The 15,679-nt window shown below is 36.5% G+C and carries 14 protein-coding genes; 2 read left to right on the forward strand and 12 right to left on the reverse strand.

The features are described 5' to 3' along the window. Nucleotides 1–7: 7 nt before the first annotated feature. The 9 genes from LMF32_RS01125 to LMF32_RS01165 form a co-directional block, all read right to left on the reverse strand. Nucleotides 8–490 carry an SRPBCC family protein gene (locus tag LMF32_RS01125; protein ID WP_230523573.1) on the reverse strand — a complete coding sequence of 161 codons (483 nt, stop codon included), beginning with the start codon at nucleotides 488–490 and terminating at the stop codon, nucleotides 8–10. 244 nt (nucleotides 491–734) lie between these two features. Continuing rightward, nucleotides 735–956 (reverse strand): hypothetical protein, encoded by a 222-nt coding sequence (locus LMF32_RS01130; protein WP_092479496.1) that lies wholly within the window; start codon nucleotides 954–956, stop codon nucleotides 735–737. A gap of 80 nt (nucleotides 957–1,036) precedes the next feature. Then, the gene (locus tag LMF32_RS01135) at nucleotides 1,037–1,375 is read right to left on the reverse strand and encodes a PTS lactose/cellobiose transporter subunit IIA (RefSeq protein WP_230525054.1); all 339 of its coding nucleotides are present in this window, start codon (nucleotides 1,373–1,375) and stop codon (nucleotides 1,037–1,039) included. A gap of 48 nt (nucleotides 1,376–1,423) precedes the next feature. Next, nucleotides 1,424–1,738 (reverse strand): PTS sugar transporter subunit IIB, encoded by a 315-nt coding sequence (locus LMF32_RS01140; protein ID WP_092479494.1) that lies wholly within the window; start codon nucleotides 1,736–1,738, stop codon nucleotides 1,424–1,426. 166 nt (nucleotides 1,739–1,904) lie between these two features. Further along, nucleotides 1,905–4,577 carry a sigma-54-dependent transcriptional regulator gene (locus LMF32_RS01145; protein WP_230523574.1) on the reverse strand — a complete coding sequence of 891 codons (2,673 nt, stop codon included), beginning with the start codon at nucleotides 4,575–4,577 and terminating at the stop codon, nucleotides 1,905–1,907. A 30-nt stretch (nucleotides 4,578–4,607) separates the two neighbouring features. After that, entirely contained in the window at nucleotides 4,608–5,915 is a 1,308-nt protein-coding gene (locus tag LMF32_RS01150) for a DEAD/DEAH box helicase (RefSeq protein ID WP_230523575.1), read from the reverse strand. Nucleotides 5,916–5,998: 83 nt separating this feature from the next. Next, nucleotides 5,999–7,003 (reverse strand): Gfo/Idh/MocA family oxidoreductase, encoded by a 1,005-nt coding sequence (locus LMF32_RS01155; protein WP_188204861.1) that lies wholly within the window; start codon nucleotides 7,001–7,003, stop codon nucleotides 5,999–6,001. Between the two features lie 222 nt (nucleotides 7,004–7,225). Further along, a complete protein-coding gene (locus LMF32_RS01160; protein ID WP_188204860.1) occupies nucleotides 7,226–8,137 on the reverse strand; it encodes an aldo/keto reductase in 912 nt (303 codons plus the stop codon). A gap of 131 nt (nucleotides 8,138–8,268) precedes the next feature. Next, the gene (locus LMF32_RS01165; RefSeq protein ID WP_230523576.1) at nucleotides 8,269–9,102 is read right to left on the reverse strand and encodes a metallophosphoesterase; all 834 of its coding nucleotides are present in this window, start codon (nucleotides 9,100–9,102) and stop codon (nucleotides 8,269–8,271) included. Nucleotides 9,103–9,282: 180 nt separating this feature from the next. Between LMF32_RS01165 and LMF32_RS01170 the strand changes: the two genes are divergently transcribed. Then, entirely contained in the window at nucleotides 9,283–9,486 is a 204-nt protein-coding gene (locus LMF32_RS01170) for a hypothetical protein (RefSeq protein WP_188204858.1), read from the forward strand. 178 nt (nucleotides 9,487–9,664) lie between these two features. On the opposite strand, the gene LMF32_RS01175 is transcribed toward LMF32_RS01170, so the two are convergent. Further along, the gene (locus LMF32_RS01175) at nucleotides 9,665–10,375 is read right to left on the reverse strand and encodes a hypothetical protein (protein WP_230523577.1); all 711 of its coding nucleotides are present in this window, start codon (nucleotides 10,373–10,375) and stop codon (nucleotides 9,665–9,667) included. Nucleotides 10,376–10,740: 365 nt separating this feature from the next. Between LMF32_RS01175 and LMF32_RS01180 the strand changes: the two genes are divergently transcribed. After that, nucleotides 10,741–12,084 carry an MATE family efflux transporter gene (locus LMF32_RS01180; protein ID WP_230523578.1) on the forward strand — a complete coding sequence of 448 codons (1,344 nt, stop codon included), beginning with the start codon at nucleotides 10,741–10,743 and terminating at the stop codon, nucleotides 12,082–12,084. Nucleotides 12,085–12,314: 230 nt separating this feature from the next. Here the strand turns inward: LMF32_RS01180 and LMF32_RS01185 are convergent, their stop codons facing one another. Both LMF32_RS01185 and LMF32_RS01190 read right to left on the reverse strand, forming a co-directional pair. Beyond that, complete coding sequence (locus tag LMF32_RS01185; protein ID WP_230523579.1) at nucleotides 12,315–14,396, reverse strand: hypothetical protein; 2,082 nt, start codon at nucleotides 14,394–14,396, stop codon at nucleotides 12,315–12,317. Between the two features lie 70 nt (nucleotides 14,397–14,466). After that, nucleotides 14,467–15,578, reverse strand: a protein-coding gene (locus LMF32_RS01190) for an IS3 family transposase (protein WP_230523580.1) whose coding sequence is annotated in 2 segments (ribosomal slippage) — nucleotides 14,467–15,323 and nucleotides 15,323–15,578 — 1,113 coding nt in all. Because the reading frame shifts where the segments join, the coding sequence is not laid out codon by codon here. Between the last annotated feature and the right edge of the window lie 101 nt (nucleotides 15,579–15,679).

Consider the following 15,679-nt stretch of genomic DNA (forward strand, 5'->3'; position numbering starts at 1 on the left):
AGGGTCATTATTTTCCGGTTAATTCGGCAAACTTTTCTTCATACATTGGATACAGTTCATTATACCTAAATTGGGTATCCGGCAATTCTTCATTGGACAGAATCGCATCAATGACATCCAAGCAAATATGCCAGCCAGTAATATCTTTGGGTGTGTGGTCTGTTACTTTGCTGATGGTTTCTTTAAAAATCAAATGGGTACCTGTTTTCGATGGAGTCACATCAAAACGCACGAGATCAATTCCCCAGGTATATTCTAGAACATTTGGCACACTTAAAGAAGTGATGGTCATTTCTTCAAATGTTCCATTTTTCATATCAAATAGAATCTTTCCACCTTCTTCTAGTGTTTCGATTTCTAAATCGGCGAACCATTTTTGCAGATATTGGTTTTCTGCTAGCATACGCCATACTAAATCTATTTCTACTGGAAAATCTCTTTCAAATTCTACGATTACTTGATCGTCCATTTTTTGAATACTCGCTGTCATGATGACCCCTTCTTTCCTTAATAGACTAAAAAGACTCTAAAAATAGAGTCTTTTTGTGCATTGCTATTTATTGTTTTTCTTTCTTTTCGGCACGATAATACAGAATGAAGCCCACCAGAATACAGACTGCAGCCAAAATCAATATCCACCAATTGCTCTCGGACAGACTCGTTAAGCCCAGTATAAGGATAATAAATCCTAGGGACATGATGAACATTCCGTTTTTAAGCATTGCCTATCTCCCTCATTCCACAGTAGCTTGGAAATACAATACCGAACCGTAGTCAGTAGATTTGATGATTTTTTTAGCTAATTGTGCTGCTTCTTCTTCATTTTCAGCTGTTGTTTCAAAGTACAATTTCATACCAGCTTTTTTGATGAATTTGTAGCTAACTCCATTTTCACTGTAATTAGATAAAGTGTCAATAATTTTGTCTTGTTGAATCGGTGCATTTAATAAGATCATCTTTTTTCCCCCTCAAATAATTTCATGATAAGAAAAAGCCGCAAAAAGGAATAGACACTTTTTACAGCTTTTCATCGACTTTACTCTTGTTCAGTTGACACGCCTGCAATAGCTTTGTATACGTCAACAACTTCAGCTGCTAGATCACGGAATGTAATTGCATTCATCAAATGATCTTGTCCATGTACCATCAATAAAGATAAAGCTACTGGATCTCCTGAAGCCTCTTTAGTCAACATCCCTGTTTGAGATCTGTGAGCTTCTGTCAATGATGTATCAGCATCTTTTATTTTTTGGTCTGCTTCTTCAAAGTTTCCTTTTTTAGCTGCTTGGATAGCTTCCATAGCATCGCTTTTAGCGTTTCCTCCGTTAATAATGAGGCCCATGATTGTTTCTAAATTTTGTTCATCTACCACAATAAAACTCCCTTTCGGATCTTAAAAATAAGTATTCTTTATTTTTTAGGTTTAGATTAAAGTTAATACATGATCTAGTACTTTTTCACCGTTCATCATACCGTAATCTTGCATGTTGATGATGTCTACAGGAATATTTTTGTCCGCAACTTTCTTTTCAAATTGTGACTTCATAAAGCGAACTTGTGGGCCTAATAATAAAACGTCTACATTTTTATTCGCTAAGTGAGCATCTGCTTCAGAAGCGGATACTGCAAAAATTTCAGCGTCTAATCCTTTAGCTGCTGCTGCTTTTTCCATTTTACTTACCAATAAACTTGTACTCATACCTGCTGCACATACTAACATGATTGTTTTTTCTGCCATTATTCATTCACTCCAAATAGTTTTTTTGCTTACACTTCTATATAAGCAAGTATCGTGCCAATTTTTTATTTCGAAAGCGTTATCAGAAAGGGCTTTCTTTTCGGAAAAGTAAATACACACTAAAGATAAGTTGTTACACTCTTGTTTTTAGTGTGTATTTCAGTAGTTAAAAAGCATTTTCTATAATGATATAGCTGATATATGTAATCTCATCTTCAGGAAATTGAATGCTGTATTGTTGTTCCAATGAAAGCAGTTTTGTTTTCACTACATCCATCAACAAACGATTTTCCTTCAAAAAAGCTTCTTTCTTTGGAAATTTACGTGTAATCGTTCCTGATTTCAAGGCGTCCACTAAAAAAGCCATATGCAGCATCAACCCGACTTTGACTCCTGAATCGATTTGAAGTCGTCTATCCGTTAACACTTGATTTACTACAGTTTGAATTTTAGTTAAAAGGTCTGAAATAGAACCGACAGCTCGTAGCGTTCCTGATAAAGAATTTGCCATTTCTTCTATTGAAACATGGACCTCTAGGCGTCTCTTCAACTCATTCAATTTGCTGTCTTCAAAAATATCATATGCAGAATAGTAAGGGATAGAAGCATAATCAAAAGCAACTGTTCCCACAATAGCTTTGATATCATAGTCTGCCATCAAATGATCGATTTGCTGTCTGAATTGCTCTCGCTGTAAAAACTGGAGTGAAATAATTTTGACAGCAGAGGTATCTATTTCGTTTTCCAATTTATCTTCAAGACTTTTTGCTACTCCTTCACCTGTGAAACAAGTGACCACAATAGCATGCGGTTTGTTTTTTTGGACGGAAACGATTTGCTGGAGACTGGTATTCATTGCGCTCAAGCAGCTGTGGTAAATATCCTCCAGAGGTCGTCCTAAACTGGCCATCCGAACAGCTTCAAGTACAATAGGAGTGCTGGTCATGGATAACGTCTTAATAGGAAGACTCAATTCTTCTGCTAAAATACCGCCGAATGAATTCAACGACCCCATATCGGTCAACAAAAATATCCCTTTGGTGTATTCTTTACTTTTCTGCCTTAAGGTAGTCCTCACAACCTCATACATTTCTTTCACTTTCATCGTCAAAGGCATGTCTAAAGCAATGCCTACTTTTGTATCCAATAATTCTTGTACGGTTTCCAGCATACTGGTAGCCGTTGATTTACCGTGCATGATAACCACGATACCTACTTTTTCCTGCGTCTTTTCCGCTTTTTCTGTGAGATCAATCGTTAAAAACATCGTAATAAAGCCAATCTCATCTAAAGGGATTTCAATCGCAAATTGTTCCTCAATCAAAGCAGACAATTCGATAGCCACTTGAAATTCTTTAGAATACTGTTTCCGTACCCCGTTTAGATTAGGATGAATGATCTGACGGTTTTCACGAATACGATCTAAAGTACTCTGCAAATGCAATGAAAAAGCAAAGCGTGTACTGTTATTAAAAGAACGATTCAACCGTTTTTCTGCAACGTCATACACCAAATCAGTAGCTTTTAAGATTTCTTTAGAGATTAATTCTTTTCGAACTTCCCTGCTTGCTAATTGCTCAATGTAATCACTAAAATAATGCCCCATTCCATTTTCAACAAATGTTTCTAAGTCAATTTGTTCCGCACCAGATTTGAGCAACTCATCGACTCGTTCCTCAATTGCGTTATAGACACTCATATCTTCTCCAGAACCTAAAAAATAATCCGGTTGCGGCTGATTTGGTTCAAAAGAAAAGTGCTTTTGTTGCGGTTTAACGATTCTATTCAATCTTTCCGGAGCTTCTTTTTTCAACAGCAGCCCTTTTTGAACCGGCAAAGGCAAGTCTTCCTGTGTGATCGTTAAATGGTCTTCATTATTGGTCCGATAATGCAAAAAGGCTTTAGCACAGACCAATTTCAAATCCCGCTCAACTTGTCCAATGTTGGCTTCTGGATGGTACAACATAAAAGCCAAAACGACTTCTCTTTCTGCAACGATCTCTTGATTCAACCGATGAGCTTCTTGCTGCAAAAAGGAAGCTACTAATTGATACCGTTCATCAATCGTTCGTTCTCTTAAAGGAGGCATAGTAATCGACATCGGGATTCGTCTGTTGAAAGTGGATAGTAGAACATCAGAATTCTCTGTCGTAGCTCCAATGATCTGCACACTGGCTTCATACTCTTTGCCGCTTTCTCCTAACGGCTGGTAGACACCTTTGTCAATAAAAGTGAACAGCATTTCTTGCCCTTCAGGCGGCAAACGATGGATTTCATCCAGAAATAAAATCCCTCCATCAGCTTTTTTCAACAATCCTGGACTGTCTTCTGTAGCGCCTGTATAAGAGCCTTTTTTTACACCGAAGATATGCCCAAATAATAATTGCGGGTTTTGGGCATAATCTGCACAGTTGAAGGAAATAAACGGTGCATCTTGTGACATTGCTTTAGACTCCAACGCGAATTCATACATACTTCTTGCAAAAACGGATTTACCCGTACCCGTTTCCCCGAAAATAATGGTGTGCAGTCCTCTAGGTGGATATAAGATAGCTGCTTTAGCTTGCTGGACCATCACTTTTAACGACAAACTATGTCCAACGATTTTTGAAAATGCTTTGCTTTCTCCTTCTTCTTTTTCTGTACGGGATGGTTTGAATTGAAACAATACTGGTCGGCCAGCATTTTTGTGAACTTTGTTTTCATTGTAAAGTTCGTTTAAGTAACGACTCACATTAGATCGATCAAGCTTTAGTTCTTCCGCAAGCACTTTTGCTGAGAAGGACTCATTTGGTTTTTGCTGTAAAAAAGTTAAAACCAAGTCTTTACGATTGTTCATCTTCAATACATTCTCCTTTGTTGCACAGGATTAATCTGTTTTTTTACGTCTTGCCCCTTTATTTTTCGCTTTTTTCGTCCGATTTTTTTTCTTTTTCTTTACTGGAACTGGTGGAAAATCTTTTACAACACGTGGTTTGTGCTCTTTTTTCGGCATGACTTTCACTTCTTTGGCTCCCTTTTCAGAAGTGTTCTTTACAGATAATTGCGGTGCTTCAACAGCAATTTTTTCCTCAACCAGTTCTCCACCATATAAATACAAGCGAGTTAACGAAAGCTCTAAAGGAGATATTAGTTGTTTGAAATTCCGCAGTTCTCGTTCATTCACTAACGTTAAGACGGTTCCTTTTCTTCTCATTCGACCGGTTCTTCCAGAACGATGCACATAACTTTCTTTAGAAATAGGGATATCGTATTGAATAATGTAATCCAATTCTTCAATATCCAATCCTCTAGAAGCTAAATCTGTGGTCAATAAAAATTGGATCTTTCCATTACGGAAATCTTGCAAAACTTGTTTCCGTTCTGTTTTATTTCGCTCACTATGCAATACTCCTGCTGAAATACCTTCGTAACTCAAACGATCTAAAGCGGCTGTCAAACTAGCTACATCATTGAAAAAAACCAATGCTCTGAATTTTGACAAATGACTCAGTTGTTTTAACATCGCATCTCTTTTACGAATAGGTGTCTCAATAAATGCATGAGTGATCTCGCCTTTAGAATTATCTACTGCTGTCACATCTTTCCAAATCGGATCCACATTGAACCATGTTGATAAATCATCCATCAATGTGTTGCTTGTAGCAGAAAAGAAGCCCATTTGACGATCACTCGGCATTTTTTTGACCAGCTCGCGCACGGTATTCAATTGATCTTGTCCCAACAATTGATCCGCTTCATCTAAAACGACTGTTTGGACTTGATGCAGTTTTAATTTCTTTTTGTCGGCCAATTCTAAAATTCGTCCTGGTGTTCCAATGATGATCTCAGGTTTAGTTTTTAATTTATCAATCTGACGTTGGACATTCGCTCCCCCAATCAGTGTTAGGGTGCTTAATTGGCGAATATCAGCCCACTCTTTTACTACCTGTCCAACTTGAACAGCTAGTTCTTGAGAAGGTTCTAAAATCAATAATTGCATGCGCTTGTCTGGAACAAGAGTTTCCAGTAACGGAAGGGTGAACGCTAATGTCTTCCCGCTTCCTGTAGGAGAAATCCCTACCATATCTTTCTTTTCTTTTAACACTTCATACGCTGTTAACTGAATAGCTGTTGGTGCCTTGAAACCTGATTTCGTCCAATGTTCTTGAAATTCAGGACTTAAAAATTCACTCATTTTTTAGTTGCTCCTCTTAAAACATAATTTAATGGACTGAGACAATTCGCTCAGCCCATTATTCATCTCTATTTTATCGTAGTTTATTTTTTATCTGCTGGATAAATGATTCCAGCATCAGCTCTTAGATCATATAATACTTGGTTGACATTTCGGCTTAATTCAAGCCATTCTTGATAATTTTTCAAGGCTTTTTCATCATTAGGATGATTGATGACATCAGCAAAATCTACCGCTTCTTCGATCATTGGCGATTTTTGAGTTGGTTTAGCGATATTGTCTTTCAAACCAGCTTTACGATCAATCACATCGATCGTTGAAATACCTGTTACACCATCTAGGGAGATTGTTTTATTCAATCCATAGATTTCGCTCGGTAAATATGAACTAGCAATTTTACCGGTTTGCATTGTTACATCAAAAGTTGGATAACGGAAGATGATCGTTCCTTTTCCATCTACTCCTGTAGAAATCTTTTGCGCAAAGTAATGTGCAGATTGCGGCACACCAAACCAATCGATTGCAGCATACACCACGTACACGCCTAAATCAGCTAATGCTCCGCCTGAAAACTTCAATGAAAAGATATTTGGCTCTTCTCCGTTTAATACATTGTCGTAGCGAGAAGAGTATTTCATATAAGTCAAATTAGCCCCTTGGATGTGTTCGATGTTTTTAATTTCTTCTTTAACACGTTTGAAGTTCTCTTCATGGATATGACGAGCTGCATCAAACATAAACACATTATTTTCTTTAGCTGTTTCTGCAGCGATTTTCCATTCCGTCGGGTTAGAAAACATAGGCTTTTCAACAATCACATGTTTTCCATTTTTCATGATTTCCACTGCTTGTTCAAAATGCAGGCTGTTTGGAGAAGCAATATAGACCACATCTATTTCAGGATGTTGAGCGAATGCTGTCAGATCCGTTTCAAATACATCTGCACCATAAGGTTCCCCAAATGCTTGAGCTTTCTCAATTGTGCGCGAATAAACCGCTTTTACTGCATATAATTTTGATTCCAATGCTGCATCCACAAACACATTTGTAATTGAATTTGTACCAATAATCCCAAGATTTAAAACCATCTTTATAACCTCCAGTAGGTATATTTTCTTCTTATCTATAGTTCTTTGCGAAATAGGGTCAATCATTCTATAACCAACTACTATCGCACTCACATGCTTATTTTACCAAATCTCATCCAATAGTAAAAGCTTCCATAAAAATAAACCATTACCCACTGCACAAATGTACGTGCAACGGATAATGGTTTCTCCTTATTTGTAAGAGTTAGCCTATTTATTCTATTAATGTCTCATTCGACCTGAACCTCTTCCGCGTCCTTTTTGGATGTTTTGACGGCGGTGAGTACGGTCTCTCAAGCCCGAAGCGTCATTGCTTTGTCTTTCTCCACGAGGAATATCTAAACTGTTTAAAATTTCCATATCATTATCACTAATCGTAAAATCGAAAATATCGATGTTGTCACGGATATGATCTTTATTGCCAGACTGAGGAATTGGCACGACGTTTCGGTCGATTGCCCAGCGTAAAACTAGCTGCTCAGCTGTTTTACCATACGTTTCAGCCATAGAACTTAATTTGCGGTCTTTTTGAACTTTACCTTTTTTCAACGGAGAATACGCCATTGACACGATATTTTCTTCATCACAATAATCATTCGTGTGTCGTGCGCTTGCTCCTGGGAACATTTGATATTGGTTGACTGCTGGTCTGACTTTCGCTTCTTCCAACAGCATCGCTAAGTCTCCGCGGTCAAAGTTGGAAACCCCGATGGAACGTACTCGTCCCGAAGCATAGATTTCTTCCATTGCTCGCCAAGTCTCTAACGTTACTTCATCGTCTTTAGCCGGTTTATGGATCAATAATAAATCAACGTATTGAGTATTCAATCGTTCTAAGCTTTCTTCAAAAGCATCAGTTGTTTTATCAAACCCCATATCTTCAGGTGCAATCTTCGTAACAACAAAGATTTCTTCCCGGCTGATACCTGCATTGATCGCTAAATTGATCCCCCGACCAACTTCTTCTTCATTATCGTATATAGCTGCAGTATCAATCAAGCGATAACCATGATTCAGTGCATAAAACACAGCTTCCTCTGCTTCTGCACCCGACAAGCCTGCCGTACCTAACCCAATTCTTGGGATCGTATAACCGTTGTTCAAAGGAATTCTATCATATAAGCCTACTACCATATGCTTCGCCTCCTAATCAAGTTACCTTTAGTTTAGCTAAGACCATCAAAAACATCAAAGGAAACCACTTACATTAAAACTTCTTTTCTATACAAAAAGCACTTTCATCGAAATGAAAAGTGCTTTGCGTGTTACTGCAATTCAATGACAACAATTTCTGGGCGATTATTGAAACGGAATGGAAAGGTTGAGTTTCCGATCCCACGACTGACGACCATGCGTTTATCAGGAAGATCCGGATCAAAGTGCACACCTGAAGTGTATTTTGGAAAACGTCCTTGTCCAGGCGCAAACAGTCCACCAAAGAAAGGCAGTCGGATTTGCCCCCCATGAGCATGACCAGATAAAATCAGATCCGGAACTCTCGTCAGGTCCATCAAGTACTCTTCCAAAAACTCTGGATGATGCGCTAATAAAATACGTTTTTCATCTTTCAATTCATCCTTCAATTCAATCTCTTTTAAAATAGGTTTCGGAGCCGATTCAAAGTCTTCTTTTTCAGACAACCCCATAAGAACCAGTCCGCTGTCATTGATTGGATGCCAAACTGCTTCATCAATCAGCACCGTGACTCCTGATTCGCTTAACATCTGCTCCCAATCTCTCAGATGTCCACCTTTTAAATCGTGGTTTCCAGTTACTGCATAAGTAGGTGCAATTTTTGCCAACCCCGTACTCAATTGGCTTAATTTGCTTGCCGGGAATTTTTCATCTACTTGAATCAAGTCTCCCGTTAACACAATGAAAGACGGACTTTCATTAGCCACTTTTTTCAACAATCGCTGGATCGATACGCCTTCTTTTGGAAAGTGCACATCTGATACTTGAACGATTTTCGTGCCCTTCAACTCTTCATCTAAAAACGGAATCCGAATTGAATAATGTGTTGTTTGAAGCCATGTATTGTTTAAGTACAAGTAAAGCAATATAAATACGATCAATAATCCTAGTATAATCCAAATCATAACTTTGCCTCCGGTAGAATTCATTACTTAGTTATTTCAGTTTCTCCTAGTTTACCATATATTTTTAAGTTTAGAGATAAATTGCTCAGTCAATTTTACACTTTATAAAGCAAATTTAAAGCGTTTGCAAAACGATAGTGGTATAGTTAGTTTAAACTATAAAAGAAATGAGGTTTTTATATGGCACAACAACCACCTGGTGATGGACAAAACCCTATCGTCAACCCATTTTTTGTAAAAGAAGGACTAGGCGAAATCGTTTCTCCTGCTGAAGAAGAAGGTAAAACAGAAGCAGATAAAGAAAATGAAACAGCCCCAGAAGATTTTCAATCTTTTGGCGATCCAGAAAAACTGAAACAAGTGAAAAAAGAAAACAACGACTAGTCGTTGTTAAAGGAGAAAGTTATTCAGTTAACTTTCTCCTTTTTGATGAGTTTCTTTATTTTTCTAGACAGCGAGTTCTATTCATCAAGCGACTCCTTAGTTATTGCTTATTTGACTAATATAGTGATTTTATTAGTCAAACGAAACTTTAAACATTCTCTACTTGATTAATAGGTGCTTAACCTTTAGATACACGAGCTTCTCCAATGGTATAGAACTGATCAGAATGATACACATACTCTTTTTCACCTGCAGAAATACGGAATAGCACAGAACTTACTCCACTTTCTTTATTAAGAGCTAGAATTTGTTCAGATAAAGCTTGAGCTTTAGACAAAACCGTTTCTTTAGCTAATCCGTCGTCCATATTGACATTGATAGTCACTTCACCCGTAACTAAATTCAGGACATTATCCTCCAAGTTCCAATTTCCATCAACGGTTCTATCCGGCTGGACATCTTTGTAAACATCGAAGTCTACAGTTTCAATAGAACCGTCATTTACTGTAACTTTGTAAGCAATCTCTTCGTTGAATCGAACTTCTTTTTCTGACGATAGTGGTGCCATACTGACATATACCACGACATCTTGTTTGTTTTCTTTATTTAATTCTTTAGCGATTGCTAATGCATCTTTTTTAGAAACGGTGTCCCTGTAGATAGCTACTTGCAACGTCTCAGGTAGATTTTCGTTTGTCATTTCTACTATTTGATACCCTAATGATTCAGCTAACGAAATACTTTTAGCCTCCGCTTTTGTGAAGTGAAGTCCGCTTAACACTAAAAGTACGAGAGAAAAAATGAGTACAAAAAAAGCCGCACGAATTACGGCGGCTGATAACGATTTCTTATTATTCAATTTAAATGGATGAGATACACTTGGGTTCATTGGGTTTCCTCCGTTCAAATGGATGCAATTATAACCATTGCTTATGTAAATACATACTTTAGAACATCTATACGAGAATTACCTATTTAGTTGTTATTATTCTTATCGGTACTAAAAAAAGAAAGTTAATAGTATAAAAAAAGTTTTTTCATTAAAAATGAAAAATTGACGTTTTTTTCCTTAGATAGAATTAAGTCCTATCATACTCTTTGATTGTAAAACAGGATATGCTATACTCCAGTTAAATTGAATTTTGCTGAGGTTCTTTTGTCGCCGGACAATGAACCTCTTAAAGCACTCGTTTCTTCTGTCATCAGGTCTTGGACAGTAGAAGTGGTGCTCTTTTATTTTGAAAGGAGAAAAAAATGAAATCTACCGACTTAATAAATCAACCTTTACATAAATCGTTTATCCATTACGTTAGTCTAAGTTTGTTCAGTATGTTGGGGTTATCATTGTATATCTTGGCTGATACTTTCTTTATCGCAAATGGTGTCGGACAAGATGGTTTGACTGCTTTGAATCTTGTCATCCCGGTTTACAACGTATTGAATGGTCTGGGGTTAATGCTGGGGATGGGAGGCGCTACTTTATATGCTATTTCGCAAGGAAAAAATGAGCGAGAAGAAAGCCGTCAAATTTTTACCTCAACTCTTATTATAGGAACAGGCTCAGGAATTATTTTTACTGTATTAGGATTGCTGTTTATCGATCCTTTACTCCAAATGCTGGGGGCTACTGGGAACATTCTTCCTTTGGCGAAAAATTATTTTGGCATCATTTTATTGTTCTCCGTGTTTTTTGTAGTGAATAATATTGTGGTGTGTTTTGTTCGAAATGACGGCAATCCTCAATTAGCCATGACTGGAATGTTAGTAGGCAGCTTAGCAAATATCGTATTAGACTATTCATTCATTTTCCCTTTGGAAATGGGCATGGAAGGAGCCGCTCTAGCTACAGCAACTTCTCCGATCATCAGTTTACTAATCTTGACTTTTCATAAACGGTTCCCTAAAAGACAATTAGCTTTTTCTACAGTTAATTGGAAGATAAATCCCTTTTTATCAACTTTATCTATAGGGTTCCCCTCTTTCATTACTGAATTTTCATCTGGATTAGTCATTTTTATGTTCAACATTGTTATCTTGGAATTATCCGGAAATGTCGGGGTTGCGGCGTATGGTATCATTGCCAATATCTCGTTGGTTTGTGTAGCTATTTTCACAGGCATTGGACAAGGTATTCAACCAATCGTGAGCGTAAACTTCGGTGCAAAAAAACACACTAATATTATTCACTTAATGACGTATGGTTTTTCTACTGCTCTAATCTTAGGAATACTGTTTTATGGAATTGGTCTAGTTTATTCTGATACCATTACTCAATGGTTTAACAGTGAAAACGATGCTGTCTTAGCGGCTATTACGAAAAAAGGCATTGCACTTTATTTTATGGCCTTCTTATTTATGGGTCTGAACATCGTATCGATTGCGTTCTTTTCAGCAGTAGCTAAACCAAAACAATCGTTTATTCTTTCATTATTGAGAGGATTGATTTTAGTCATTCCGTTACTGTTTATCTTATCTTCTTTCTTTGATTTGACAGGTGTATGGTTGACCCTCCCTTTTACAGAAGGACTGACACTACTGCTGACGATTTACTTTATTCGACGATATTTTAAAAAAACTAATCTTCATATATTAGAATAGACAGTAAAAGAACTCCTTTTTCAATTGATGTTATCTGTTTTTTTCGTAAAAAATAAGCATGATTCCTTTGTATTAAAGGAGTCATGCTTATTTTTACTTTGCCATCTTTCATCTTTTATTTGAAAAGCACAAAACAAATCAAGATAACTGACTTTTTTATAGTTGTCTCGATTGTAAGCTTTAACTTATACTTAGCGCCACAATAGAATTTTGCAATTTCTTCATCATCTCTATTTTATGATTTTAATCTCCACTACTTTTCGTTTAGGATGATCTTTCACTTCAAGTGTTGCATCTAATTGTTCTATTTCAGCTAACTGATTAATAAATGTCTCAACATTTTCTATCCCTTTGATTCTATCGTATTTTATAAATAACGCATCCGCTTCATTATTTACTTCATCAGTAAATTCCTGTACTGTTTTAAATTTTATCAACCAGTCTAACTGTTCTTGAGTAATCCCAATTTCGTAAGACTTATCCTTCACTTTAACTTCCAAGTAACTAAATTTCTCCTCTGTTGGTAAATGACTAGATTCCTCTTCTTCTATTATCTCCGGTACTTTTTCAGTTGATTCTTGAGGGATTTCCTCTTTTTCTTCGACTGGTACTGGGATTTCAGCTTCAGAATCTTCCTCGTTAACCACCGGCGGCTTATGATTGGAATCCTCAGTATTCTTTGGAGTTTCTTTGTCAGGTTGCTTCGCAGGAATTTTTTCTTTTGTTACTTTTGGTTGATTTTCTGCACTACTATTAGAATCCTTCGGTACACTTTCTTCTATTGATAAAGAACTTGGCTCAGTATTATTTTCGTTATTCAAATCTAGACTTCGGCTTTGTCTTGAGAATGTCTGTTGGGTTCGACTGCTATTTTGCAGCTGTAAAATATTAGTCAAATTTCTAGATAATACAACAGACTGCTTAGTAGCAGAATTCGTTAAATTTATCTGCAACTGCGGGTTATAATTGTCACTGATATCAGCAATAAACTTTTTGATTATAGTCCATAAATTTTGAGAAGGATTTATACTACTTAATAAAGGGATTTTCGAATTGCCTGTCACTTGTACAGGTTCTGCTATATCCGGCAGCCAACGGAAGTCTATATAAAGGTTAGCATTCAACACAATGGAATAATCAAACACAACATCTCTTTTCTCAAACTTAGACCCCTTCTGAGCAATGTATTGAAGTGAGGCTACTTGATTTAAAGATTGGTTAAGATCAATTTCATTTTCGGTAATACCACCCGAATCTTGATCTACAGTATCGCTACTTAATAGAAGTTTTCCTGCATTGATTTTAAAATTTATGGTAGCTTGATTATTCCTATTGTTACCTTTTAAATAAAAAGCACCGTTTTCTGCGTAAAAGTTTTTATTTTGATTTGTATTATTACTAGTGATATCTTTGTTAAAATAAAAGTTTACTTTGGCTTTAGTATCCGAAATCGGAATGATATCATACTTAATTGATTCTGTATTTTGTAGGGTCACTATTTTATTCCAGTCACTTATTTTTTCTTTACTTTCTAGATAGAGTGTTCCATGATTTAAGCTAGTATAGTATTTATATTCTTTCTTTTTTTCTGTCCACCACAAACCATTCCACACTTTCTCTACTCTATCTTCTTTTCTATCAAAATAATAAAAGCTTTCTGGTAATTCTAAAACATATTTATAATCTCCAACTTTAATGGGTTCTCCAGGCCAAAACTCATCTTTTTTATCGATTATTATCTTATGATGTGATTTTACAGTGTCACAGAAAAGCGGTTTTGCAATAGTTCCATTCGTTTGAAAAAGCATATACTCTATTTCAACACTTATAGGTTGTGCTTGCTGTAGATCTGAGTTCAATTTAACCTTTACAGAAATTTCTTGAGGCGCCTCTTTAGGATGTAAATAAAAAGGTTCTCCAGCCTGAGTTGAAGCCATCGAATAGTGGTCTATGTTATTCATATTTAGTTGTTGATTATTTATTGTGAGTTTTAACGAATTTAATAAAGAAGAATCTATCTTTGTGCCGTCTTCTTTTTTTATATTAATCTTATAGGCTAACTTTCCATCTAGAGTTCCATTATTCTGAATTATATCCTTGAATTCAACTTCATTAATCCCATTACCTAATTTCAATTCACTAGTATTTGTAGAATTATTTATTGCTAAATCAATTGAACCTAAAGTTATTTCTATCCCTGCATCTATCGATGTACTGTCTGAAAAGTAAGCATGAACTTTAGAAGGAGCTCCTAATAGAAAAGAGATTATCCAAATGAAAATAATTAAGCTGAATTTCTCTATTCTTTTCATTGACTAATCCTCCTTTTCTATCTTCCTATTATTTAAGAATTGGTATGTCAACACTTAATTAGACAACTTTTTAAAGGTCTGATAATTTGTATTCTTGTGGCGATAAGTAACCGAGCGACCCGTGAATACGAATCTTATTGTACCAATTAACGTAATCAAACAGTTCAAGGTCCAGTTCTTTCTGATGTTCAAAAACACGGCCATTAATCAATTCTGTTTTAATCGTTTTAAAGGTAGCTTCTGCTACAGCGTTGTCGTATGAAGTGCCTTTATTGCTTAAAGAGCGTTTGATACCAAAGGTATCTAGTGCTTTGTCGATGAGATGATTTTTAAATTCACTTCCCCGGTCTGTGTGGAATAATTTAAGACGAGTTAAATTGTACGGAACCGTTGAAAAAGCGCGCTGAACTAACTCTGCGGTCTTATTTGGACCAGAGCTGTACCCAATAATCTCACGATTATATAAGTCTACCAGAACACAAATGTAGTGCCACTTTTGCCTTACGCGCACATAAGTTAAGTCACTGACAATAACAGTCAATTCCTTCTCTTGATTGAATCTTCGATTCAGTACATTAACTGTTTCAGACTCATTAACGGTCGATTTACTTGGTTTGAATTGAGCAATCGTATATTTAGAGAGCAGACCTTGTTCTTTCATGATTCGACTAATTCTACGACGTGAGACTTGCCAGCCCAGCTTTTGGAGTTCGACTTTTATTTTTCGCTGACCATAAATGTTATGACTAGCTTTAAACACCTGAACAATCAACTGTGTTAGCTCTTCTTCTTGATGATCACGTTGTTTCGCTTCGTAATAGTAGGTGCTTCTTGAGATTTGCAGGACTTCGCACATTGCTGATACCGAGTATTTGTGAAGGTTATTCCGAATCACATCTACTTTCGTCCCATTATCAGCGCTGCTTGTTTTAAAATATCGTTCTCCATCATAAGACGCTGATTTTCTTTACGGAGCTTTATTAATTCTGTTTCTTCAGGCGTACGATTATCTTTTTCTTGAAATGAACCAGTTGATTGGTGTTGACGGACCCATCTATCCAAGGCCGAAGGCGTCAGATCATATTCTCTAACAATATCTGCCCGAGGCTTTCCAGCTAAATGCAGTTGAACAACTTGTTCTTTAAAGTCCTTAGAGAACGATCTTCTTTCTCTTTTAGTCATAATGCTTTTCCTCCATTGTGATTTGACTTAAGTGTGTAAGACCTTATAATTATTGTCCAACTTAGTGTAACCTATTCAGAATACCCCCTAGTCAGATCACT

Origin of the sequence: Desemzia sp. C1 (genome assembly GCF_020882875.1) — a bacterium.
In the GTDB taxonomy this organism is placed as follows: domain Bacteria; phylum Bacillota; class Bacilli; order Lactobacillales; family Carnobacteriaceae; genus Desemzia; species Desemzia incerta.